Origin of the sequence: Pseudomonas asuensis (genome assembly GCF_014646755.1) — a bacterium.
Taxonomy (GTDB): Bacteria; Pseudomonadota; Gammaproteobacteria; order Pseudomonadales; family Pseudomonadaceae; genus Chryseomonas; species Chryseomonas asuensis.
Genome location: NZ_BMNW01000013.1, coordinates 44,468 through 65,453 on the forward strand (window position 1 = coordinate 44,468; position 20,986 = coordinate 65,453).

Sequence of the window (20,986 nt, forward strand, 5' to 3'; positions counted from 1 at the left end):
CCTGCGCTACATCCGCTTGCCATCAGTCCGGAAACTCCGGAGTTTGCCTGCTCATTTGCGCCGCCAATGCGGTACGCAAATCGGTTGATTGCAGCATTGCCGCATTCCATGTGGCGATGTAATCCAACCCCTCAGCTACCTGATGATCACGCATAAAACCGATCATCTTCTTGGTACCACGTATTGCTAGCGGTGACTTGGCAGCAATCGTTTGCGCCAGTAGAAACACATCTTCCATCATCTGCTCAGCCGTCGTGTAGACACGGTTGACCAGCCCCATGGAAAACGCTTCCTCACCACTGAAAGATCGTCCTGTATAAGCCAGCTCGCGCAACATACCTTCACCAATCAGATGAGGCAGGCGTTGCAAGGAACCTAGATCGGCCACCATACCCAGGTCAATTTCCTTTAAGGCAAACTGAGCTTCAGCTGTGGCATAGCGCATATCGCATGCAGCTATCAGATCAACAGCACCGCCCAGGCAATACCCCTGGATAGCAGCCAGAACCGGCTTGCGACATTGCTCGACTGCATTGAAGGACGATTGAAGTTCAAGAATCTTGGAGCGTAATAACTCCGAATTGAGGCCTACGTCACGTCCAAGCTGACCGGCGGTCTCGCCAAGTAACGAAAGGTCCATACCAGAGGAAAAATGCGGACCCGCACCTGACAGCACGACAGCACGTACTGAACGTTCCTGATCAGCCCAATGAAAGAGGTCACGTATCTCCTGCCAGAACGCTGCATTCATGGCATTGATCTTTTCGGGTCGATTAATAATCACATGAGCGACCTTATCGACACGCTCAAGACGGAACGCGCTGAACTCTTCCATCTGCTCCTCTTCCAAGCTGGAACGATTCTCGGCAATAGATAGCGGATACAAAGCCGCCTTGCCCTAATAGCGATATGCCGCTACTCATACTGCGACTTTAGTCACATCATAAAGCAATACGGTTCAGTTGATAATTCGAAATCTTTGTACTGATGTGCCAAACAACCGTTTCTGAACGTCTGAGTGGCTTTTTGACAGGATTTGTTCAGGTGAAAGGTGCAGCAAGCCAGACATAGGCCTTGGTAGCTGGTGTCAGCCACCAAGAGCCTGAGGTCATCAATGAACGATGGTTCCCTCTTCCATCTGGACCCACAAGGCGGGTGTGCCTGCTGATTTCTCAATAGCCGCCAATCGTGCAGCATGATCAGCTAATTCAGCCTCACTTGCCGTGATAACTCGTGTCTTGACGCGGTCCGCTGGCAAGCGACGAATCGGGCTGGCCTCATTGGCATTACTGCTACCCTCCTGACCCTGTCCAGCCAATGAAAGGGAAGTCTGTCCTCCCGTCATAGCCAGATAAACATCCGCCAGGATCTCAGAGTCAAGCAAGGCGCCGTGCAGCTCACGGTTTGAGTTATCGACACCGTAGCGCTTGCACAGCGCATCAAGGCTATTACGCTGCCCTGGGTGACGCCCACGCGCCATCATGAGGGTGTCAAGCACCGTACAGTGATCAGTAATTTCCGCCCATTCAGGACGATTACCCAAGAGGCGGAATTCGTTATTAATAAAGCCGATATCGAACGCAGCGTTATGGATGATCAGCTCTGCGCCCTTGATGAATTCGAAGAACTCTTCTGCGATGTCACGAAAACGCGGCTTGTCTGCCAGGAATTCACTGGTAATACCGTGAACGGCAATCGCGCCTTCATCAATCTCACGATCGGGGTTTAGATAGACATGGAAATGGCGACCCGTCAGCCGACGTCCAATAACCTCGACCCCACCAATCTCGATGATCCGATGCCCGTCAGTAACGGGCATGCCAGTTGTTTCCGTATCGAGCACTACGCTACGCATCTATTAATCACCTATCACACTGTCCGCATGGCGCGGATTTCATCAACACCACGATTAGCCAGCTGGTCAGCCCGCTCGTTGCCATGATGTCCGGTATGCCCTCTGACCCACTCCCACTCAACCTCATGTCGAGCCACCTGGGTATCGAGTGCCTGCCACAAATCAGCGTTTTTAACCGGCTGCTTGGCAGCTGTCTTCCAGCCACGCGCTTTCCAGCCGCGTAGCCATTCTGTGATACCACGCATCACGTACTCGGAGTCTGTCACTATTCGCACCTGACAAGAGCGCTTGAGCGCTTCAAGGGCCCGAATAGCTGCCATCAGTTCCATTCGATTATTAGTGGTAACGGCTTCCCCGCCCCATAACTCACGCTCGTTGCCCTTGTAGACCAGCAAGGCGCCCCATCCACCAGGGCCGGGGTTTCCCTTGCACGCACCGTCCGTGTAGATCTCTACGATGTCACTCATTCGTTCCGCTCGTTTCGCGACGGCTCACCTTGGCAACCGGCATGGGAATCAGCTTTCCACGGGGTTCACGACGGGTCTGTGGCAAGGGGCGTAGCCCTACCATCAGCTTGCGAGCCGATAATAAATAGAAGCCTGCACCTGGCAAAGGCTCGCCCTCTCGATTGCGCTCCAACCAAGACAAACGATTCTGCCAGACAGGCGAAGAAAGCGGCGGACGATAACACCCGAACCGCCGTTTCTCCAAAGCGAATCCAAGCAATGCCAACCAATCGGCTACGCGACTGGCGCCAATGCAGCGCGCCTTACGAAACGCATCGCGAGCAAAATAATGCCTGAGCCCCCACGTACTCCATGGGTTGATTCCTAGGATGAGCAGATGCCCCCCAGGCCTTACACTAAGGGCCGCTTCCCTCAATAGCCGATGAGGCGACAAACAGAAGTCCAACCCATGCTGAAGCAGCACCACATCCGCTGCATTCTCACCCAATGGCCAAGCACCTTCTTCACAAGCAATATCGACACCCGGCAACGGTGGGCCAAGCCGCACCCCATGGCGCAACTGGTCAGCGCCCGGAGGAATCCTTAAGGAAGGGCCATAGTGGACCAGATAGCCTCCAAAGTGGCGCTTCAACTCCTCAGAAAGCAGGCGCTCTTCCTCTTCAATCATTAACTGACCCAAGGGGCCATCAAGCCACTGGCGAGCTGAGCGCATCAGCGTCAGCCAGCGCTCGTCAGCCTGGGCGAAGGCATCATTTACCATTTGCTTTCCTCCAGAGGCGCTGCCAAGAGCACCCGGAATTCAAGACAGCCGAGCTTCAACGCCTACTTGATATTGGCCTGGCACCAAAATAGAGCTCTTGGTGTAATCAGCAAGCGCTCCTCACGGCAGACAGCCATCTGCAGACTTTAAACAGTTCTACCCATGAAGACTGTATCTTTTCATGATTGCTTGCAGACTTCCGACAAGCGATAAGAGCACAACGATGTTTTATCACTCGCATCCGAAAGTCAGAAACGCCTAATATGCAATTTTGCACATCAAACGGTAGTTACTGCACATGATACAGATAGACGCCCTTCCCGCTTTCTCGGACAACTACATCTGGTTGCTGCAGGATCCGTCTTCCAAACGCTGTGCAGTGGTAGATCCAGGTGATGCTGCTCCGGTCCTGGCATGGCTTGAGCGACATTCCGAGTGGGCGCTTACAGACATTCTTCTTACGCATCATCACCATGATCATGTAGGCGGTGTACAGGCGTTGAAAAGCGCGACCTCGGCACACGTCTATGGCCCGGCATTAGAGGGCGTGCCATGCCTTGATACTGCACTCAATGAAGGTGACAGCCTGGAGGTTTTTGAAAGGCCTTTTCATGTTCTACACGTACCCGGACATACATTGGGGCATATTGCGTACGTTCGTACCGGCGCCCAACCCCTGCTGTTCTGTGGTGATACCTTGTTTGCAGGTGGCTGTGGCCGACTATTTGAAGGCACTCCTGCACAAATGCATGACTCATTGCGCAAGTTTTCTCAACTCGCTCCCAATACAAAAGTGTACTGCGCACATGAATACACGCTGAACAACTTGCGTTTTGCCCGCGCAGTAGAACCGACCAATAACGAACTGAACGAACGTTACAAGCACGTTGAGGCCATGCGCGAGCGTGGCGAAATGACGCTCCCCTCTACCCTTGCGCTAGAGCTTGCCACCAACCCATTCATGCGGTGTTCAACCCCTTCTGTTAAACGCGCTGCAGATGAAAAAAATGGCTTTCCAAACCGCTCCGAGGTAGAGGTTTTCACGACGTTACGAGCCTGGAAAGATCATTTCTGAGGACTAGTCAATCTTGACCCTGCGGAGCGGCATTCCTAGAATCGCGCAAATTTTTCCGGGGATGCACTCAGCTAATGCCGCCACAGCCGCCACTTAATGCCGACGTAGACGGACTGGCTCGCACCGCGAAACTTTCTGCTCTTTTCCTTGCTGTCTTCTTGGCAGGCTGTCAGGGAATGGCACCAAAAGATCAGGAGCGCTACCTGCCAGAGGACAGCCTGAGCAGCAACATTAACCTGCAGCGAGAGCCAGAGTGGATAAAGCTCGGCACTCAGAATCAGGTACCCAAGGACATCTGGGATCGCATGCGTAGCGGTTTTCAGCTACAGGGTGAGATTGGCGTAAATCCTCGGATCGAGCAACAGCGCCTCTGGTATGTCAGTAACCCGGCCAACATTGAAAAGTCGGCTAACCGGGGCGGTTTATACCTGCATTACATCGTCGAAAGGCTCGAAGAGCGGCACATGCCCCTTGAACTTGCCCTACTCCCAATTGTGGAGAGTTCTTTCAATCCTTTTGCTCTTTCGCGCAGCGAAGCGGCCGGGATCTGGCAATTCATTCCAACTACAGGCCGTTACTTCAATTTGCAGCAGACCCGCTGGTACGATGGTCGGTTAGATATCACAGCATCCACCAATGCAGCCCTGGATTATCTTTCCAAGCTGCACGACATGTTTAATGGGGACTGGCTGCTTGCACTGGCGGCTTATAATGCGGGTGAAGGCACTGTAGGTCGTGCTATTGAGCGCAACCAGAAGCTAGGATTGCCTACTGACTACTGGAACCTGTCCTCACTGCCACAGGAAACACAGGGCTATGTGCCCAAACTATTAGCTGTTTCCCAGCTGATCATGAACCCGGAATCGTACGGTATCCAGTTAGACTCGATTGCCAACGAACCGTATTTCGAAGTCGTCAAGATCAAGCAGCACCTGGACCTTGCCAAGGTCGCAAAACTCGCTGACCTTGATGAGGATGAGCTGTATCGCCTGAATCCGGCCTACACTCGCCGGGTTACCATGGACGGTCCTAAACAGCTTCTAATTCCAGCCGAAAAGGCCGAGTTATTACTCGAAAATCTAGCAAACAAATCCTCTGAGGCAATCGTAAAATGGCAGGAGTACAAGGTACGTCGTGGTGATAGCCTGGGTATTATTGCCAATCGTTACAACGTAAGCAGTCAGCAAATTCTGTCCCTAAACAAGCTTAAATCCAGTCGTTTAGTGGCGGGCCAGATGCTAATGATTCCTCGTGTAACGGGCAGCATTTCACCGGTAACCACCCAAAAAGACATTGCATCCCTTGTTGAAGAGCCAGTGACACGGACCTATCGCGTTAAAAGTGGCGACAATCTGTGGACCATCGCCCGTGATAACAAGGTTCAACTGAGTGATTTGAAACGTTGGAACGATTTGAGCAAACAAGGGATCAAGGTGGGTCAGGTGCTCAAGCTCTACGGTGCGCCCATTAAAACAACCAAGGTGGCCAATAGCAGCAAATCGCGCCAAAACGTAACGTACTACCGAGTCAAACCAGGTGATTCCCTGTATATGATTGCCAAACACTTCAATGTGCAGTTGCAAAATATTCAGCAATGGAATCCCAAGAGTGGGAAAAATCTCACTCCCGGCCAGACGTTGACCCTGTATCTCGACTGATTGATCTGGGCGTGCCAAAGGCGGCTGCCGTACGCCTCTTTTTCAAGCTGAGACGAACTGGTACCGTTACGGCCCAACGCTTTACAGATAGGGTCCTGCCTGGCCGTACAGCTTATGATCAAGCCAGCCAATTCTTACTACAAACAATGAGCGCTAAGATGGCCCTTCGTTTTTCCGCCTGGTTCTATAGCGCTCTCCTGTTTGCCACGCTAGGGGTGCTGTTGGGTACTGCGTATGGCGCGCCTCAGCACGCAATAACGCTGTATGGCGAGCCCCCTAAGTACTCAGAGCATTTTACTCACTTTGACTACACCAACCCGGACGCGCCCAAAGGTGGCATCCTGCGTCTTTCTGGTTTCGGCAGCTTCGATACGCTAAATCCCTTCAATAACAAGGGCACACCACCTAGCCAGATCAGCCTGATCTATGAAACGCTGACATTTCACTCTCAGGATGAAGCCTTTACGGAATATGGGCTATTAGCCGAGAAGATCGAAAGAGCCGTTGATAACAGTTATGTTCGCTTTTACCTACGCCCTCAGGCTCGCTTCAATGACGGAACGCCCGTTACTGCTGATGACGTTGTATTCACATTCAACGCACTGATCAACCAAGGCGATCCGCTCTACCGCAGCTATTACGCGGACGTGAAAGACGTTACAGCCGAAAGTCCATTAGTGGTTCGCTTTGACTTCACAACAACACAGAATCGAGAGCTGCCCCTCATTCTGGGGCAGCTACCAGTCCTGTCTAAGCACTGGTGGACCAGCCGAGATTTTGGAAAGTCCTCCCTAGAGCCCCCGTTGGGTAGTGGCCCCTATCGAATCGCCAGTGTCCAAGCAGGTCGCTCGCTTCGTCTGGAGCGAGTAAAGGACTGGTGGGGCAAGGATCTTGCTGTTAATAAAGGTTTCTACAATTTCGATACGATCACTGTAGATTATTATCGCGATCAAAATGTAGGGCTTGAGGCTTTCAAGGCCAACCAGTTTGATGTGAACCAGGAGATGTCTGCGAAGAACTGGGCAACAGCCTATGAAACGCCTGCCTTGCGAGAAGGAAGGATCATCAAGGCAGAAATACCTAACCACCAGCCTCAAGGCATGCAAGCCTTTATCTTCAATCTCCGCCGCCCGATGTTTCAAGACAAGCGGGTACGTCAGGCTATCGCCCTATTATTTGACTTTGAATGGAGTAATCGTCAGCTGTTCTACGGCGCGTATACCCGTAACAATAGTTATTTCGAAAACTCGGAGCTGGCCGCTAAGGGACTGCCCAGTCCAGAAGAGCTAAAGATCCTGGAACCCTTGCGTAGTCAACTTCCTCCAGAAGTATTTAGCAGAGCACCAGAACCCTCCCGCACTGACGGAAGCGGTATTGTCCGCCCGCAGCAAAGAGAGGCTTACCGGCTCCTGCTTGAGGCTGGCTATCACATTGAAAATGACCGCATGGTCGATGCGCAAGGCAATCCGCTGCGCTTTGAGTTCATGCTAGCCCAGCCTGCCTTTGAAAGAGTGTTACTACCCTATAAACGTAACCTCGCTGAAGTCGGCATTACCATGGATATTCGGCGAGTAGATGTATCTCAGTTCGTCAATCGTGCTCGCTCACGCGACTTCGATATAACCGTTTCCAGCTGGCCACAAACCAGCTCTCCTGGTAATGAACAACGTGATTTTTGGCACTCAGTCAGCGCAGACGATCCAGGAAGCCGAAACCTGCTCGGGTTAAAGGACCCTGCTATTGATCGCCTTGTAGAAGCGCTAATCGGCGCTGATAGCCGCGCCTCGCTTGTCACCCATGCTCAAGCATTAGATCGCGCCCTATTGTGGGGACACTACGTAGTTCCTAACTGGTATACCAACCGCTGGCGAGTTGCCTATTGGAATCGCTTCGGGCGTCCCGCCAAACAGCCAGACTCTGATTTCGGGCTGATGACGTGGTGGCAAATCAGTGATACTGCCCGCAAAACTTCGCAGGTAAATCCCTGATGCTGTCCTATGCCCTGCGTCGATTATTGCTGATCATCCCTACACTGTTCGGCATCTTGCTCATCAACTTCATCATCATTCAGGCAGCTCCGGGTGGCCCCGTAGATCAAGCCATGGCACGCCTGCAGGGTCTGAGCGCGGGAGGCGCTACCAGCCGGATCACTGGCAGCGGAAGCGAATCTGCAGAGCGCGGTAATACCCAGTATCGTGGTGCTCAAGGCTTGGATGCAGACCTAATCAAGCAACTCGAAAAGCAATATGGTTTTGACAAACCAGCCCCGGAGCGCTTCTGGCTAATGCTAAAAAGCTATGCTCAGCTGGATTTTGGTCAAAGCTTTTTCAGAGATGCCAAAGTCACTGACCTTATCGTGGAAAAGTTGCCCGTCTCGATTTCGCTCGGCTTGTGGAGCACATTGATTCTGTACTTGATCAGTATTCCACTAGGCATTACCAAAGCTATCCGTCACGGCAGCGCATTCGATGTATGGACCAGCTCAGCCATTGTAATCGGCTATGCGATCCCAGCTTTCCTGTTCGGCATCCTGCTTATCGTACTGTTTGCAGGCGGCAGTTATCTGCAATGGTTCCCACTGCGCGGCCTCACCTCGCCGAACTTTGAAGAGCTGAGCCTGGGCAGCAAGATCATCGACTACTTCTGGCACTTGGCATTACCCGTAACCACCCTCGTCATTGGCGGCTTTGCAACACTCACGTTACTGACCAAGAACAGTTTTCTGGAGGAGATCAATAAGCAGTATGTCATTACTGCGCGAGCCAAAGGACTGACAGAGCGCCGCGTTCTTTATGGGCATGTCTTTCGAAATGCCATGCTCTTGGTCATATCAGGCGTTCCTGCTGCCCTGCTCGGCGTATTCTTTACCGGCTCGCTACTCATCGAAGTGATTTTCTCACTGGATGGCCTTGGGCTCTTAAGCTTTGAGTCGGTTATGAATCGGGATTACCCCGTCGTATTTGGGACACTCTTTCTGTTCACCCTGTTCGGGTTAGTGACCAAACTGATTAGCGACCTTACGTACATGCTGATCGATCCTCGCATCGACTTCGAAAGCCGGGACTACTGATGCTGCGCCTTTCTCCTCTTAATCAGCGCCGCTGGAGCCGTTTCAAAGCCCATAAACGAGGCTGGTACTCACTCTGGCTATTTCTCGTCCTGTTCTCTTTTTGTCTTTGCGCCGAGCTTATCGCCAACGATAAACCCTTGATCATCCATGTTGATGACCAATGGTATTTTCCGGCAATGATCCATTACAGCGAAACCGACTTTGGCGGAGAGTTTCCTCTGGAGCCGAACTATAAGGGCCCCTATTTTGAAAAGCTGATGGAAGAAAAAGCAGCCTGGATACTATGGCCGCTCATTCCCTTCAGCTATGGCAGCATCAACTATGATCTCAATGTACCAGCACCCGCCCCACCGTCAGCGCAAAATTGGCTAGGCACGGATGATCAGGCAAGAGACGTACTGGCACGTATCATCTATGGCTTTCGTATATCGGTCCTGTTTGCTCTGATTTTGACAATCGGTAGCAGTCTGGTCGGAGTACTGGTTGGTGCACTGCAAGGGTATTTTGGCGGCTGGATCGATCTTCTGGGACAGCGGTTCCTGGAGGTATGGTCAGGACTGCCCGTTCTATTCCTGCTCATCATCCTGTCCAGCTTCGTACAGCCTAACTTCTGGTGGCTGCTAGGCATCATGCTGCTGTTTTCGTGGACATCTCTCGTGGATGTCGTTCGGGCGGAGTTTCTGCGAGGTCGCAATTTAGAGTATGTGCGGGCTGCACGCGCGCTCGGCATGAAAGATCCGGCCATCATGTTTCATCACATCCTGCCAAATGCCATGATTGCCACCATGACATTTCTCCCCTTTCTGCTTACGGCAGCGATCGGAACCTTGACGTCCCTGGACTTCCTGGGCTTCGGACTCCCGGCTGGCGCCCCCTCCTTGGGCGAGTTGATCGCGCAGGGAAAAGAAAATCTGCAGGCTCCCTGGTTAGGTATCTCAGCCTTCGCAACACTAGCATTGATGTTAAGCCTTTTGGTATTCATTGGTGAGGCAGCACGCGATGCATTCGATCCCCGAAAATAACGTGGCGCCTTCAGCTCAAACAACCAAATTGCTTGAGGTACGTGACCTGTGCGTTGAGTTTAGAAATGGACAGGAAGCAGCCCGCGTAGTCGAGCAGGTATCTTTTGATATCTATCCTGGCGAAACATTGGCGTTGGTGGGTGAAAGCGGCTCGGGCAAATCGGTAACTGCCCATTCGTTGCTGCGCCTGTTGCCAAAGTCCATAGTCAACTACCCCGCCGGTCATGCGCTATATGGCGGCGAAGATTTGCTAAAGCTACCCGAAAGAAAGCTGCACGGGATACGGGGAAATCGTATTGCCATGATCTTTCAGGAGCCAATGACCTCGCTCAACCCTCTTCATACGCTCGACAAGCAGATAGGGGAAGTACTGGCGTTACATAAGGGACTAAGAGGTCCCGCTGCACGCAAACGGATGGTCGAACTTTTGGAACTGGTGGGAATTCCTGATCCAGCCAGCCGTCTTTCGGCCTATCCACATGAGCTCTCAGGCGGTCAACGCCAACGCGTCATGATCGCCATGGCATTGGCTTGCGAGCCGGATCTGCTTATTGCAGACGAGCCTACCACTGCTCTTGATGTCACTGTTCAACAAAAAGTGCTCCACCTGCTAAAGGACCTACAGAAACGGCTAGGCATGGCCATCCTGCTTATCAGTCATGACCTTAACCTCGTACGGCAAATCGCCGATCGCATATGTGTCATGCAGCGCGGGCGCATCGTCGAACAGGAAACGTGCGAGGTACTGTTTCAAAATCCTCAGCACCCTTACACACAACTACTGCTGGCAGCAGAACCGAGTGGCAGCCCAGCCCCCAGCCTTCATGCCCCCATAGAATTGGCCACTGGACATCTGAGCGTCTGGTTCCCAATCCGCAAGGGACTGCTTCGTAGAACGGTTGATCATGTAAAGGCCGTTGAAGATGTTTCACTGGAAGTGAGGCAAGGGCAAACGCTGGGTATTGTAGGTGAAAGCGGGTCCGGCAAAACCACACTGGGCCTGGCTATTCTTCGTCTATTGGAAAGCCGTGGCCGCATACGCTTCGGCAATCAGGCGCTCGATCAGCTATCCTCTGCCCAAATTCGACCGTTACGCCGTCAGATGCAGGTCGTTTTTCAGGATCCCTATGGCAGTCTGAGTCCACGGATGTCTGTTGGCGACATAGTAGGAGAAGGCCTTAAGATTCACCGTATTGGTAAGGCGCAAGAGCAGGAAGCAGCAATAATCGAGGCATTGCAGGAGGTAGGACTCGATCCCGAGGCCCGTCACCGTTATCCTCACGAATTTTCAGGCGGGCAACGGCAACGTATCGCCATTGCCCGAGCCCTGATAGTAAAACCCTCGTTGATTCTGTTGGATGAGCCTACTTCAGCGCTTGACCGAACCGTTCAACGACAGGTCGTAGAGCTACTTCGCGACCTGCAATCCAAACACAATCTGACCTATCTATTCATCAGCCATGACCTGGCTGTTGTAAGAGCGCTAAGTCATCAGGTACTGGTGATGAAAGCAGGACAGGTTGTAGAACAAGGGAGTGCTGAAGACGTCTTCCAAAGACCTCAGCACCCGTATACACGGCAGTTATTGGATGCGGCATTTGCATCGTCCGCCCCTGCCTATTAACCAAGAGGAAGAAAACACATGGGATTTCTCGCCGGTAAGCGCGTCCTGATCGTAGGCGTCGCCAGCAAATTATCCATTGCCTCCGGTATCGCTGCTGCGATGCACCGTGAAGGCGCTGAACTGGCCTTTACCTATCAGAACGATAAGCTCAAGTCCCGCGTTGAAGAGTTTGCTGCTGGCTGGGGCTCCAATGCCGATCTGTGCTTCCCCTGCGATGTTGCCAAAGACGAAGACATCGAAGCTGTTTTTGCAGAACTGTCCAAGAAGTGGGATGGCCTGGACATCATTGTCCACTCTGTTGGCTTTGCGCCGGGCGATCAGCTGGACGGTGACTTTACTGAAGTGACTACCCGTGAAGGCTTCCGTATCGCTCACGACATTAGTGCCTATAGCTTTGTCGCACTTGCCAAAGCCGGGCGCGAGATGATGAAAGGCCGTAATGGCAGCTTGCTGACCCTGTCTTACCTGGGTGCTGAGCGCACAATGCCCAACTACAACGTTATGGGTATGGCCAAGGCCAGTCTTGAGGCAGGCGTCCGTTATCTGGCTGGCAGCCTTGGCCCGGAAGGTACTCGGGTCAATGCAATCTCGGCCGGCCCTATTCGCACGCTGGCGGCCTCGGGCATCAAGAGCTTCCGCAAAATGCTGGCGGCTAATGAGCGTCAAACACCTCTGCGTCGTAATGTGACGATTGATGAAGTAGGTAATGCTGGCGCCTTCCTGTGCTCTGACTTGGCCTCAGGTATTAGCGGTGAAATTCTATATGTCGATGGCGGCTTCAATACGACCGCCATGGCTCCGATGGAAGAGTAAAAGCACAACAAATAAAAAAGGCCCCTGAGGGGCCTTTTTTATGGGGTTTCGCTTCGTATCTGGGCATGGCTAAGGAGGGTAAAAATAAACGTTCCTCCTACAATATTACCTGCCAAGGTCGGTCCAGCGAATACAAGCCCGAATTCTGCCCATGAAAGCTCCCCAGAAAACACCAGATAAGCCACTTCAGCCGATCCAACAATAATATGAGTAAACTCGCCTAGGGCCATCAGGTAAGTAATAAGAATGATAATCCAGATTTTGGCTTGTTCTGCCGAAGCAATCATCCAAACCATGGTTGCAATCATCCAGCCGGAAATGATGCCTTTCGAAAACATTTCAGGCACACCGTTTTCCATTACTTTTCGGCCTATTTCCAGAAAAGCAGCGTCAACCCTGGGTTCGAATAGCGGGAGGTGGAGCACCACATAGGAAATCAGCGATGTACCGATCAAGTTACCTGTTAATACAATGCCCCATAACCTCAGCAACTGCCTGAACATATGTAATGACGGTTGCGTCATTATAGGCAGTACGGCAGTAATGGTATTTTCAGTAAAAAGTTGCTGCCGAGCGAGAATGACAGCCAGGAAGCCTACCGAATAACCAAGGCTAGAGATGATTTTGCTCGTTTCTCCTTCAGGCAGATGAGAATTCAAGAGACCCATTGCTATTAGCGAAAGGCCCATGGTTAAGCCTGCACCTAAGGCAGACCAGAAAAGTGCGCTACTGCTTCTTTCAAGCTCTTGCTCACCCTGCTTTCTGATCGTCTCATGGAGAACAACCGCACGAGGCGGCTGGTTCTCACTGACGTTTTGCTCTTCCTCGGCGGTAAGGCCAGGTGTTTTTCCCTTATCAACCGGATCCACGGAGCTTCCTCGCTTAACGGGCACTTTCTTCCCAAATAAGACCGCCATCTTCAGCAACTTCAACTACTCGACTAAGCGCCGCATCGGCAGCTTCTTCGGCCTCAGAGGCCAAATCGAAATGCCGCTCCGTCGCTACACGGTGAAAACGTGGCTGACTGCCCTCTTCGCGGGCCTTAACCCCAATCACGGCGTCGAAGCCGTCAGAAGCGGGTACGGCAGAGGAAATTGCTTCGAAATGCTCAAAGTGCTTAATTGCCATAGATACAGTCCTCTTCAAGTTATCGTTGGTACATATTGACCAACCGGATACTTAATAGACTGATACGGCAATAAAACGATCTGCCTGAAGATACAAAAGAATCAATATCTGCTGATACTGATTGATATGACTTGGCGCCCTGCTAGATCAAGGTGCTCAATATTCAGATACGCAGTGGAAGAAAGTGTTGTGCCGATACCGCACTAAGCCAAAAGTCGCTGTATGCAATCCTGCAGCTTATCCAGCGAGAACGGCTTCGCCAATACAGGGGCTGTTCCGATCAAGGGGCTCCCGGTATCCATAATTTCAGCCGGATAACCGCTGATAAACATCACCTTGAGGTCAGGGCGTAATTTGAGAGCCGGCTCGGCAATCATCACGCCTGATACGCCATCAGGCAGCCTGTAATCGGTAATCAAAAGATCAAGCTCTGGCTTTGTAGCCAGAATAAGAAAAGCTTCGGTCGATGAAGGCGCCTGCAGCACCTTGTAGCCAAGCTCAGTAAGATAATCAACGAGTATCAATAAGACTTGAGGTTCATCCTCTACAATCAATACTACTTTATCTGTAGAACTCATGAACCGTCTCACTCGATTAAACACGCTGCTTTGACCATAAAACAAGCTCAAGTTCCCTCGACTGGAAACTTGAGCTCTATAAGCCTATCTGATTATTTGTCGCTCTTGTCGCCCTGTTCTTCTTTGGGCGAAGACGTGACATCCCCCCCTACATCAGCCCCGGCACCCTTACCTGTGGATGATCCATCAGGGGTTCCCATGCCGGCAGAATTAGGGCTCGTCTTATCGTCAGCCAAGGCCATACCGGTCACAGACATCAATCCTGTCAATGCTAATACGGCTAGTGCTCTGGTTTTCATAGCTGCCCTCATTTTTAAGTTATTGGTCTGCTTTCGTTTTGAAACACTGCTTCGTTAAGAATAGACCCGATTGCTAAGCATCTGTTCACAAGTCAGTCATCACTATGTGAGCAAGTCGGGCCGTATTAAACGCAGCAACCAATAAAAAGCCTCGGGTCAGCGAGGCTTTTAAACAGCTTAAGACCAGTTATTTAGGCTCGCAAATGATCAAACCATTCGAGTGCAGAGCGCCAGATGCAAATTCCGATGAAATAGGCAGACATTGCAAACCAGACAGTTAACAAGGTCGGGCTGTGCTCTGGATGGTTCAGAATCAATAACATGCTGGATAGCAACCAGACGAACGTCACTGCAATATTGATGGGCATGAACTTGCGCACCCGAAACGGATGCAGAAACTTCATGCGCGTCAGCGTCAGCACTGCCAGGCCGATAACGCCTAACAGAGTAAGCCAAGGCGCGGGTGACAATATATACAAGTAAAGCGCAACCACATTCCAGGCTGCTGGAAAGCCTACGAAATAATTATCACTGCTCTTCATGTTCACATTACAAAAACAGAACAGGGACGAAACCAGAATCACCGAAACGGTAAAGAGCGCGGTGTAGCTTGGGAGAGGTATGTACTTGTAGATGAATAGAGCAGGAATAAAGACATACGTAAGATAGTCAATCGCCAGGTCTAAGACAGAACCGTCGAAATGAGGCAATACAGACTTGGTATTAAGCTTACGTGCCAGGGTTCCGTCCAGACCATCTACAATCAGGGCAGCACCGAGCCACAGCAGGCATTCTTTAGGCTGATTATCAAACAGGGCAAGTGTTGCAAGCAACGCCAGGACAACACCCGTGGCGGTGACGCCATGGGCGCCCCAGGCTTTGAGCTTGTCTGAGGGCATGGTCAGTATCACAGCGAATCTCTTCGTGGCATGAAATAAGTCTTATACAGTGGGCGGAACGAATAACAAGCCGACCATATGGTTAATAAATCAGATCTAGAATACAGCAGTTTGGAAAGGATACCGATACGAACATTCATGATGTTACCGACAAGACAAAGCGTATCCCTATAGAGTTCGCTGAAATATGAGGTATTTCGTCTTTTAAGACTTTTGAACTGAACGCTGCCCATAGCCAGGGAGACGACCTTCACCTTCGATCAAACGCAGGCTTTCCTGATAAGCTAGAAGCCTAGTCTGCCGAAGTTACTGACCCAAATTTCCGACGGTGAATCAGAACAGGCTGTAACGTAGTAACTGGAACACCTAATGACCGCTTCGAACACTCATACTGTCCTAAACAAGCCACCTGTAGTATCCCGCCGCTTTTCCGTCGCACCAATGATGGACTGGACGGACAGGCATTGTCGGTTCTTCATGCGCTTGCTTTCGAAGCGAACTCTACTTTATACCGAGATGGTAACGACAGGTGCTTTACTTCGTGGCGACTCGTCACGCTTTTTGGCTTATGACCAAAGTGAGCACCCTATTGCATTGCAGCTAGGTGGCAGCACTCCCCATGAGCTAGCTGCTTGCGCCCGCCTTGCCGAGGAAGCCGGTTACGATGAAGTTAACCTGAATGTTGGTTGTCCAAGTGATCGGGTGCAAAACAACATGATCGGTGCCTGTCTGATGGCTCATCCTCAACTGGTAGCTGATTGTATTAAGGCAATGCGTGACACTGTGAGCATTCCTGTTACGGTAAAACACCGCATTGGGATCAACGGTCGAGACAGCTACGCACATTTGCAGGAATTCGTCACTACTGTCAAAGAGGTAGGCTGCAACAGCTTTACCGTACATGCGCGCATTGCCATTCTTGAAGGATTATCTCCCAAGCAGAACCGCGAAGTCCCGCCATTGCGTTATGACGTAGCCGCACAGCTAGTCAATGATTTCCCTGACCTAGAAGTCATCTTGAACGGTGGAATCAAGACCCTGGAAGATGCACAGATGCACCTGAAGACTTTCGATGGCGTCATGCTTGGCCGGGAGGCTTACCATAACCCTTATCTTCTAGCTTCTGTTGACCAGTCGATTTTTGGGGATAGCAGCCCTGTCATGACTCGCCATCAAACTCTACAGTTGCTTCGTCCGTATATAGAGAATCATCTGGCAACAGGCGGTGCCATGCATCATATAACCCGGCACATTCTAGGCCTTTCCCAAGGCATTAAGGGAGGACGCCGCTTCAGGCAGCTACTCTCAGTAGATGTACATAAAAGCTCAGAACCACTACGTATATTTGATCAGGCCACTGAACTCTTGGTAGGTCATTGAATCTGGTCAGACACTCTAATCACTACGTGAGGATCGATAGCAAGCATGAACAAGCTAGAGCAACTCAAGCAATACACTACAGTAGTAGCCGATACAGGTGACCTGGACGCCATTACGCGTCTCAAACCTGTTGATGCTACAACCAACCCTTCCCTCTTGCTGAAAGCAGCAGCCCTACCCGGCTACGCTCAACTGCTAGGCGATGCCTTGAACGATACGGGCGACGATATCGGTCTTGCCTGCGATAAGTTTGCAGTGGCGGTCGGCAAGGAAATCCTGAATGTAATTCCTGGCCGTATTTCAACTGAAGTCGATGCAAGACTTTCTTTCGATACAGATGCGACCCTTAATCGCGCGGAGCGCCTGATCGATCTGTATGAGAAAGCCGGGATCAGTAAAGACCGCGTGCTGATCAAGATTGCCTCTACATGGGAAGGCATTCGCGCCGCTGAAAAGCTCGAAAAAGATGGTATTCAGACCAATCTGACTTTGCTTTTCTCTTTTGCCCAAGCAGCAGCTTGTGCTGACGCTGGTGTGTTCCTTATTTCCCCATTCGTCGGCCGTATATACGACTGGTATAAGAAAGCTGAAGGCCGCGACTTTACAGGCAAGGAAGATCCAGGCGTCCAGTCGGTTTCTCGCATTTATCAGTACTACAAGGCTAACAAGTTTGAAACCGTGGTTATGGGCGCAAGCTTCCGCAACCTTAACCAGATCGAACAGCTGGCAGGCTGTGATCGCCTCACTATCAGCCCTGAGCTGCTACAAAACCTAGCTGAAGATGAAGGCACTCTTGAGCGCAATCTAGTAGCGGGTGGCGCAGCCGAAACGCTGCACTCACTTAATGAAAGCGCCTTCCGCTGGTCGATGAACGAAGATGCGATGGCCACTGAGAAATTGGCAGAAGGCATCCGCCAATTCGCGCGCGATCAAGAAAAACTGGAAGGTCTGATTAGCGCCAAAAAGTGATAGCTCTTCTGGTCAATGCTTTTCTAAAGCATTGACCAGATCCTTAAAGGCCTCACGATTAGACTCATTGAGGCTCATCAATATCCGATGAGCTTCCAGAACCTTGTCTCTGACAACCTCCTCCGACTCATCCTGTGGCGGAAGGTCATGCAAACAGTCTGAACACGGCAAAGGCTGATTGACAATATTAAAGACTTGATCAAACCCCATCGAATCCAATAACCGAGTGATATCTGGATTGGTGGTAACCAGCGCGGGCAACAAGCCTATCTTTTGGCGCGAGAGAATAGAAAGCTTTGCCAATAAACCCAACGTCGTGCTATCGATACTTTTGGTGTCGATCAGATCAATGACGATCGATGAGAAATTCAACGCAGAAAAGATCTGCTCGATAGTGGCATCCAGCGCCGAGCACAGCGTCAGGCGCACTTCGCCGATGAACTTGAGCACAAAGGTGCCATTCATTTCAGCGAACTGGATTTTACCGGTACTCATGCAAGGTTCCTGCTTAACACCAGCATGGCGATATCATCCGGCATCTCGCCCAAGTTGGCCAGTCCAAGCTGTTTTGAAATTCCACCTAACGTTCCATTGGCCAGGCGAACCTGTTCAGGTAAAGAAGCCTCTTTCGCTTTCAAGTTCTCTCCAGGTAATAAATCAAAAATCCCATCGGAAAACAGCGCAAGGCTGAAACTGGCGGGTAGCTCCAAAGTATGGTCTGAATAATTGGCCTCCTCAAAAAGACCAACCGGAAACCCCTTTCCCTGCAAAAAGCGCGTCTCTTCCGAAGTATGCAATACCGGAAGCGGCAGGTGCCCACCAATGCTGTAAGTAAGCACGTCGCTGTCCTCATCGATTACGCCACCCAACATGGTAACGTGCTTACCCAGTTTACAATTCAGCAAACCACGATTGATATGCCCTAGCACATCTGAAGGTTTGAACTCAGGCAGAGTGCCATTACGACGCGATTCGTACAACAGTCGCGTCGTCATAAACTTCAGCAGGACCGTTACAAACGCTGAAGATGCACCATGCCCAGACACATCGGCCAGATAGAAGGCAATGCGGTGTTCATCGACTCGAAAGTAATCAACAAAGTCACCAGAGAGATACAAAGAAGGAATAATCTGGTGAGCAAAGTTGAGCCCACTGGTCTCCCAAGGCGTCACCGGCAACATATTCATCTGGACTTGCCGGCCAGCATTTTGGTCTTCCTGGAGAAGGCTTAAGCTTGCCTGGAGCTCTCGATTAGCGTTTTCCAGCTTAATACGGTACCGATCGTTTTCAAGGCGAAGCCTTGCACGGTCGAGTGCCCGCATAACCGAATGTTCCAGAATAGCCAAATCTTCAAGAGGCTTGATAAGGTAATCGGCTGCGCCTAACCTCAGCGCTTCGACTACATCACTCATCACCCCTGCGCCCGAAAGAACAATCACAGGCGTATCAAGCGACATTTCAGAAATACGCCGTAACAAGGAAAGCCCGTCTAGCTGAGGCATCCTAAGGTCGCAAATGATGAGATCAGGCTGCTCACGCTCGAACACTTGCAAACCTTGCATGCCATTCGGGGCCTGTAACACCCTAAAGCCGCTATCTTCGAGATAGTCCGCCAAGCTCAGGCGTACAACCTCATCATCATCGATAATCAAAAGTGTGGCGCTGGGATTAGGCATAAACTATCCAGGCATGCGTATCCCTATGAGATGGTCTTTTGAATCAGGCCAGGGCGCACGCAATAGGTACTATTTTTAATACGGCGCAGACACTACTCCCATCAGCCGAGCCGTTCAAGCACCCCTTCCATCCAAACGGCTGAGGTCGGCTTTACAAGGTCTTGAGGCTGAGGCTATATGGTTTCGTTTACTTGCGAAGTACCTTTATTGAGAGACTTGTTCCAATGAGCTTAAGCGATCGTTCGTACAGCGAAAAGCGCGACTTTATTAGAATGCAAATTGATTCTAAGGCCATTCTTCGTACAAATGGCGAGGAAATTGATGCAATTTGTCGAGATTTGTCGAGCACAGGGCTTCAGATCGAAGCTAATAGTCACGCCAAGGAAGGAGACAAAGTAATTGTAGTAATCCCTTCTGAGCATCCAGAATTACAGGGGCTCGAAGCCGAGGCCGAAGTGATTCGTGTCACATCTTTGGAACAAGGAACTCAATTGCTAGGACTCAGCATCCTTTCTATGAATTAGATCACAAATCTGCATCACGTCAAGCGGACAACCTACCGCCTGACGTGATGGACGCCTTTAGAAGTCGTCGACGACCTGACCGTCTTTGATCTTATATTCGCGACTTTGCAGGTAGGCATTACGGATGAAGATATATTTATCGCCCGTAATCATCTTCTCAGCATCGAGAAGATTGGCTCGTGTATCTACAGTACTAAGCGCGAACGCTGAATTTCGCGCTGCTACATCCCCCATATAGGGGTATGGCGACGTATAGGAATCAGGGATACGGCCAAATCCATCACGGACCGTGCTAGGGCCAAGGAAAGGCAATACAACGTAAGGGCCGCTTCCAATGCCCCAATAGCCCAGCGTCTGACCAAAATCCTCATCATTCCTTGTCAGGCCCGCATGGGTGGCAACGTCAAATATACCCAATACGCCCAACGTGGTATTCATGAGCAGGCGAGCTGTATCTACACCAGCCGCATACGGCTTTGCTTGCAAAACATCATTCGCTAGATTGCCGACATCACCAATATTACGAAAAACGTTGCTGACGCCTGTTTGCAAAAAGTCAGGAGTAATCTTGTCATAGCCTTGCGCGATGGGCTTCAGCGCATAGGTATCGAGTGTGTCATTGAAACGGAAAATACCTCGGTTGACTCCTTCCCATGGGTCATCTTCAGAGGCGGCCAACACAGCAGTACTCGCAACAGTCAGCATTGCACCAAAGGCAATGCCGGCAATACGGGTACTCCATGCTCCTTTGCTAAACGGCATCATATTCTCCTAATGTTTTTATCCAGTCGTACTGGCAGAGTGGCGAAATTATAACTGTGATGTCTTTGCAAGTGGTTACGAATGAAGCAACTTGCTTTATTGACCTTTAATCATTCAATTAGGTCTACAGGGAAGTACGCTTCAAAAGGAGAAAACGTATGCCTGCCTCTCGCCTGCAACAGGAGCTGATCGAGTTACAACACCAGCTCAAGACAAGCCCTCCTGAAAGCGAGGAGGATCGCGCCTCGCTTGAGCTGTTGATCAGAGACATTGAGCTACAGCTTGCCCACGAGGGCTCAACCAAACCTGACTCCAACCTTGTGGATGGTGTTAACCTCGCAGTTGAGCGGTTCGAAGTCAGCCATCCAAGGGTAGCTAACACGCTCCGCTCGATCATGCACAGCCTTGCAAGCATGGGTATCTAGCG

General features: G+C 51.0%; 23 protein-coding genes. 11 read left to right on the forward strand and 12 right to left on the reverse strand.

Features of this window, described 5'->3' with window-relative positions; all coding sequences use genetic code 11:
• Positions 1-22: 22 nt before the first annotated feature.
• From IEX86_RS21325 to IEX86_RS21340, 4 genes are all read right to left on the reverse strand, one after another.
• Positions 23-835 (reverse strand): crotonase/enoyl-CoA hydratase family protein, encoded by an 813-nt coding sequence (locus tag IEX86_RS21325; protein ID WP_188868220.1) that lies wholly within the window; start codon positions 833-835, stop codon positions 23-25.
• A 276-nt stretch (positions 836-1,111) separates the two neighbouring features.
• The gene (dnaQ, locus tag IEX86_RS21330) at positions 1,112-1,855 is read right to left on the reverse strand and encodes a DNA polymerase III subunit epsilon (protein WP_188868165.1); all 744 of its coding nucleotides are present in this window, start codon (positions 1,853-1,855) and stop codon (positions 1,112-1,114) included.
• A 14-nt stretch (positions 1,856-1,869) separates the two neighbouring features.
• Positions 1,870-2,322, reverse strand: coding sequence for a ribonuclease HI (gene rnhA, locus IEX86_RS21335; RefSeq protein ID WP_188868166.1), 453 nt, complete (start codon positions 2,320-2,322; stop codon positions 1,870-1,872).
• Positions 2,315-3,082: a methyltransferase domain-containing protein gene (locus IEX86_RS21340; RefSeq protein WP_188868167.1), complete on the reverse strand. Its 768-nt coding sequence runs from the start codon at positions 3,080-3,082 to the stop codon at positions 2,315-2,317. Before IEX86_RS21340 ends, rnhA begins: the two co-directional genes overlap by 8 nt.
• A 298-nt stretch (positions 3,083-3,380) precedes the next feature.
• Here IEX86_RS21340 and gloB point away from each other — a divergent pair, with 298 nt between their 5' ends.
• The 7 genes from gloB (at position 3,381) to fabI (ending at position 12,344) form a co-directional block, all read left to right on the forward strand.
• Positions 3,381-4,157: a hydroxyacylglutathione hydrolase gene (gene gloB, locus IEX86_RS21345; RefSeq protein WP_188868168.1), complete on the forward strand. Its 777-nt coding sequence runs from the start codon at positions 3,381-3,383 to the stop codon at positions 4,155-4,157.
• Positions 4,158-4,231: 74 nt separating this feature from the next.
• Positions 4,232-5,815, forward strand: a complete 1,584-nt coding sequence (locus tag IEX86_RS21350) for a LysM peptidoglycan-binding domain-containing protein (protein WP_188868169.1) — start codon at positions 4,232-4,234, stop codon at positions 5,813-5,815.
• A gap of 158 nt (positions 5,816-5,973) precedes the next feature.
• Positions 5,974-7,803 carry an extracellular solute-binding protein gene (locus IEX86_RS21355; protein WP_188868170.1) on the forward strand — a complete coding sequence of 610 codons (1,830 nt, stop codon included), beginning with the start codon at positions 5,974-5,976 and terminating at the stop codon, positions 7,801-7,803.
• On the forward strand, positions 7,803-8,885 hold the full coding sequence (locus tag IEX86_RS21360) for a microcin C ABC transporter permease YejB (protein WP_188868171.1): 1,083 nt from the start codon (positions 7,803-7,805) through the stop codon (positions 8,883-8,885). Before IEX86_RS21355 ends, IEX86_RS21360 begins: the two co-directional genes overlap by 1 nt.
• Positions 8,886-8,887: 2 nt before the next feature.
• Entirely contained in the window at positions 8,888-9,907 is a 1,020-nt protein-coding gene (locus IEX86_RS21365) for an ABC transporter permease (protein ID WP_188868221.1), read from the forward strand.
• A complete protein-coding gene (locus tag IEX86_RS21370; protein ID WP_188868172.1) occupies positions 9,885-11,531 on the forward strand; it encodes an ABC transporter ATP-binding protein in 1,647 nt (548 codons plus the stop codon). Before IEX86_RS21365 ends, IEX86_RS21370 begins: the two co-directional genes overlap by 23 nt.
• Positions 11,532-11,549: 18 nt before the next feature.
• Positions 11,550-12,344, forward strand: a complete 795-nt coding sequence (gene fabI / locus IEX86_RS21375) for an enoyl-ACP reductase FabI (protein ID WP_188868173.1) — start codon at positions 11,550-11,552, stop codon at positions 12,342-12,344.
• Positions 12,345-12,382: 38 nt separating this feature from the next.
• Here the strand turns inward: fabI and IEX86_RS21380 are convergent, their stop codons facing one another.
• From IEX86_RS21380 to pcsA, 5 genes are all read right to left on the reverse strand, one after another.
• On the reverse strand, positions 12,383-13,213 hold the full coding sequence (locus tag IEX86_RS21380; RefSeq protein ID WP_229685440.1) for a formate/nitrite transporter family protein: 831 nt from the start codon (positions 13,211-13,213) through the stop codon (positions 12,383-12,385).
• 13 nt (positions 13,214-13,226) lie between these two features.
• Complete coding sequence (locus IEX86_RS21385; protein ID WP_188868174.1) at positions 13,227-13,472, reverse strand: hypothetical protein; 246 nt, start codon at positions 13,470-13,472, stop codon at positions 13,227-13,229.
• Positions 13,473-13,675: 203 nt separating this feature from the next.
• Positions 13,676-14,050 (reverse strand): response regulator, encoded by a 375-nt coding sequence (locus tag IEX86_RS21390; RefSeq protein WP_188868175.1) that lies wholly within the window; start codon positions 14,048-14,050, stop codon positions 13,676-13,678.
• Positions 14,051-14,142: 92 nt separating this feature from the next.
• Positions 14,143-14,349 (reverse strand): hypothetical protein, encoded by a 207-nt coding sequence (locus IEX86_RS21395; RefSeq protein WP_188868176.1) that lies wholly within the window; start codon positions 14,347-14,349, stop codon positions 14,143-14,145.
• Between the two features lie 191 nt (positions 14,350-14,540).
• Positions 14,541-15,248, reverse strand: coding sequence for a phosphatidylcholine synthase (gene pcsA, locus IEX86_RS21400; RefSeq protein ID WP_188868177.1), 708 nt, complete (start codon positions 15,246-15,248; stop codon positions 14,541-14,543).
• A gap of 369 nt (positions 15,249-15,617) precedes the next feature.
• On the opposite strand from pcsA, the gene dusA reads away from it, so the two are divergent.
• Both dusA and tal read left to right on the forward strand, forming a co-directional pair.
• On the forward strand, positions 15,618-16,628 hold the full coding sequence (gene dusA / locus IEX86_RS21405; RefSeq protein ID WP_188868178.1) for a tRNA dihydrouridine(20/20a) synthase DusA: 1,011 nt from the start codon (positions 15,618-15,620) through the stop codon (positions 16,626-16,628).
• A gap of 45 nt (positions 16,629-16,673) precedes the next feature.
• Entirely contained in the window at positions 16,674-17,597 is a 924-nt protein-coding gene (gene tal, locus IEX86_RS21410) for a transaldolase (protein ID WP_188868179.1), read from the forward strand.
• A 12-nt stretch (positions 17,598-17,609) separates the two neighbouring features.
• Here tal and rssC read toward each other — a convergent pair whose 3' ends face one another.
• Positions 17,610-18,092, reverse strand: a complete 483-nt coding sequence (gene rssC / locus IEX86_RS21415; protein WP_188868180.1) for an anti-sigma factor antagonist RssC — start codon at positions 18,090-18,092, stop codon at positions 17,610-17,612.
• Entirely contained in the window at positions 18,089-19,273 is a 1,185-nt protein-coding gene (gene rssB, locus IEX86_RS21420) for a two-component system response regulator RssB (RefSeq protein ID WP_188868181.1), read from the reverse strand. The genes rssC and rssB overlap by 4 nt, the downstream gene beginning before the upstream one ends.
• A gap of 224 nt (positions 19,274-19,497) precedes the next feature.
• On the opposite strand from rssB, the gene IEX86_RS21425 reads away from it, so the two are divergent.
• Positions 19,498-19,797, forward strand: a complete 300-nt coding sequence (locus IEX86_RS21425; protein ID WP_188868182.1) for a PilZ domain-containing protein — start codon at positions 19,498-19,500, stop codon at positions 19,795-19,797.
• Between the two features lie 57 nt (positions 19,798-19,854).
• Here the strand turns inward: IEX86_RS21425 and IEX86_RS21430 are convergent, their stop codons facing one another.
• Complete coding sequence (locus IEX86_RS21430) at positions 19,855-20,502, reverse strand: MlaA family lipoprotein (protein ID WP_229685443.1); 648 nt, start codon at positions 20,500-20,502, stop codon at positions 19,855-19,857.
• A 215-nt stretch (positions 20,503-20,717) separates the two neighbouring features.
• Here IEX86_RS21430 and IEX86_RS21435 point away from each other — a divergent pair, with 215 nt between their 5' ends.
• Complete coding sequence (locus IEX86_RS21435) at positions 20,718-20,984, forward strand: DUF4404 family protein (RefSeq protein WP_188868184.1); 267 nt, start codon at positions 20,718-20,720, stop codon at positions 20,982-20,984.
• The last annotated feature ends 2 nt before the right edge of the window (positions 20,985-20,986 follow it).

Coding starts and splice junctions, on each gene's coding strand:
- pcsA (WP_188868177.1), bottom strand. CDS start 15,248: ATGCCCTCAGACAAGCTCAAAGCCTGGGGCGCCCATGGCGTCACCGCC.
- gloB (WP_188868168.1), top strand. CDS start 3,381: ATGATACAGATAGACGCCCTTCCCGCTTTCTCGGACAACTACATCTGG.
- IEX86_RS21435 (WP_188868184.1), top strand. CDS start 20,718: ATGCCTGCCTCTCGCCTGCAACAGGAGCTGATCGAGTTACAACACCAG.
- dnaQ (WP_188868165.1), bottom strand. CDS start 1,855: ATGCGTAGCGTAGTGCTCGATACGGAAACAACTGGCATGCCCGTTACT.
- rssB (WP_188868181.1), bottom strand. CDS start 19,273: ATGCCTAATCCCAGCGCCACACTTTTGATTATCGATGATGATGAGGTT.
- dusA (WP_188868178.1), top strand. CDS start 15,618: ATGACCGCTTCGAACACTCATACTGTCCTAAACAAGCCACCTGTAGTA.
- IEX86_RS21430 (WP_229685443.1), bottom strand. CDS start 20,502: ATGCTGACTGTTGCGAGTACTGCTGTGTTGGCCGCCTCTGAAGATGAC.
- IEX86_RS21340 (WP_188868167.1), bottom strand. CDS start 3,082: ATGGTAAATGATGCCTTCGCCCAGGCTGACGAGCGCTGGCTGACGCTG.
- IEX86_RS21385 (WP_188868174.1), bottom strand. CDS start 13,472: ATGGCAATTAAGCACTTTGAGCATTTCGAAGCAATTTCCTCTGCCGTA.
- IEX86_RS21395 (WP_188868176.1), bottom strand. CDS start 14,349: ATGAAAACCAGAGCACTAGCCGTATTAGCATTGACAGGATTGATGTCT.
- IEX86_RS21425 (WP_188868182.1), top strand. CDS start 19,498: ATGAGCTTAAGCGATCGTTCGTACAGCGAAAAGCGCGACTTTATTAGA.
- rnhA (WP_188868166.1), bottom strand. CDS start 2,322: ATGAGTGACATCGTAGAGATCTACACGGACGGTGCGTGCAAGGGAAAC.
- tal (WP_188868179.1), top strand. CDS start 16,674: ATGAACAAGCTAGAGCAACTCAAGCAATACACTACAGTAGTAGCCGAT.
- rssC (WP_188868180.1), bottom strand. CDS start 18,092: ATGAGTACCGGTAAAATCCAGTTCGCTGAAATGAATGGCACCTTTGTG.
- fabI (WP_188868173.1), top strand. CDS start 11,550: ATGGGATTTCTCGCCGGTAAGCGCGTCCTGATCGTAGGCGTCGCCAGC.
- IEX86_RS21370 (WP_188868172.1), top strand. CDS start 9,885: ATGCATTCGATCCCCGAAAATAACGTGGCGCCTTCAGCTCAAACAACC.
- IEX86_RS21390 (WP_188868175.1), bottom strand. CDS start 14,050: ATGAGTTCTACAGATAAAGTAGTATTGATTGTAGAGGATGAACCTCAA.
- IEX86_RS21355 (WP_188868170.1), top strand. CDS start 5,974: ATGGCCCTTCGTTTTTCCGCCTGGTTCTATAGCGCTCTCCTGTTTGCC.
- IEX86_RS21325 (WP_188868220.1), bottom strand. CDS start 835: ATGGAAGAGTTCAGCGCGTTCCGTCTTGAGCGTGTCGATAAGGTCGCT.
- IEX86_RS21360 (WP_188868171.1), top strand. CDS start 7,803: ATGCTGTCCTATGCCCTGCGTCGATTATTGCTGATCATCCCTACACTG.
- IEX86_RS21350 (WP_188868169.1), top strand. CDS start 4,232: ATGCCGCCACAGCCGCCACTTAATGCCGACGTAGACGGACTGGCTCGC.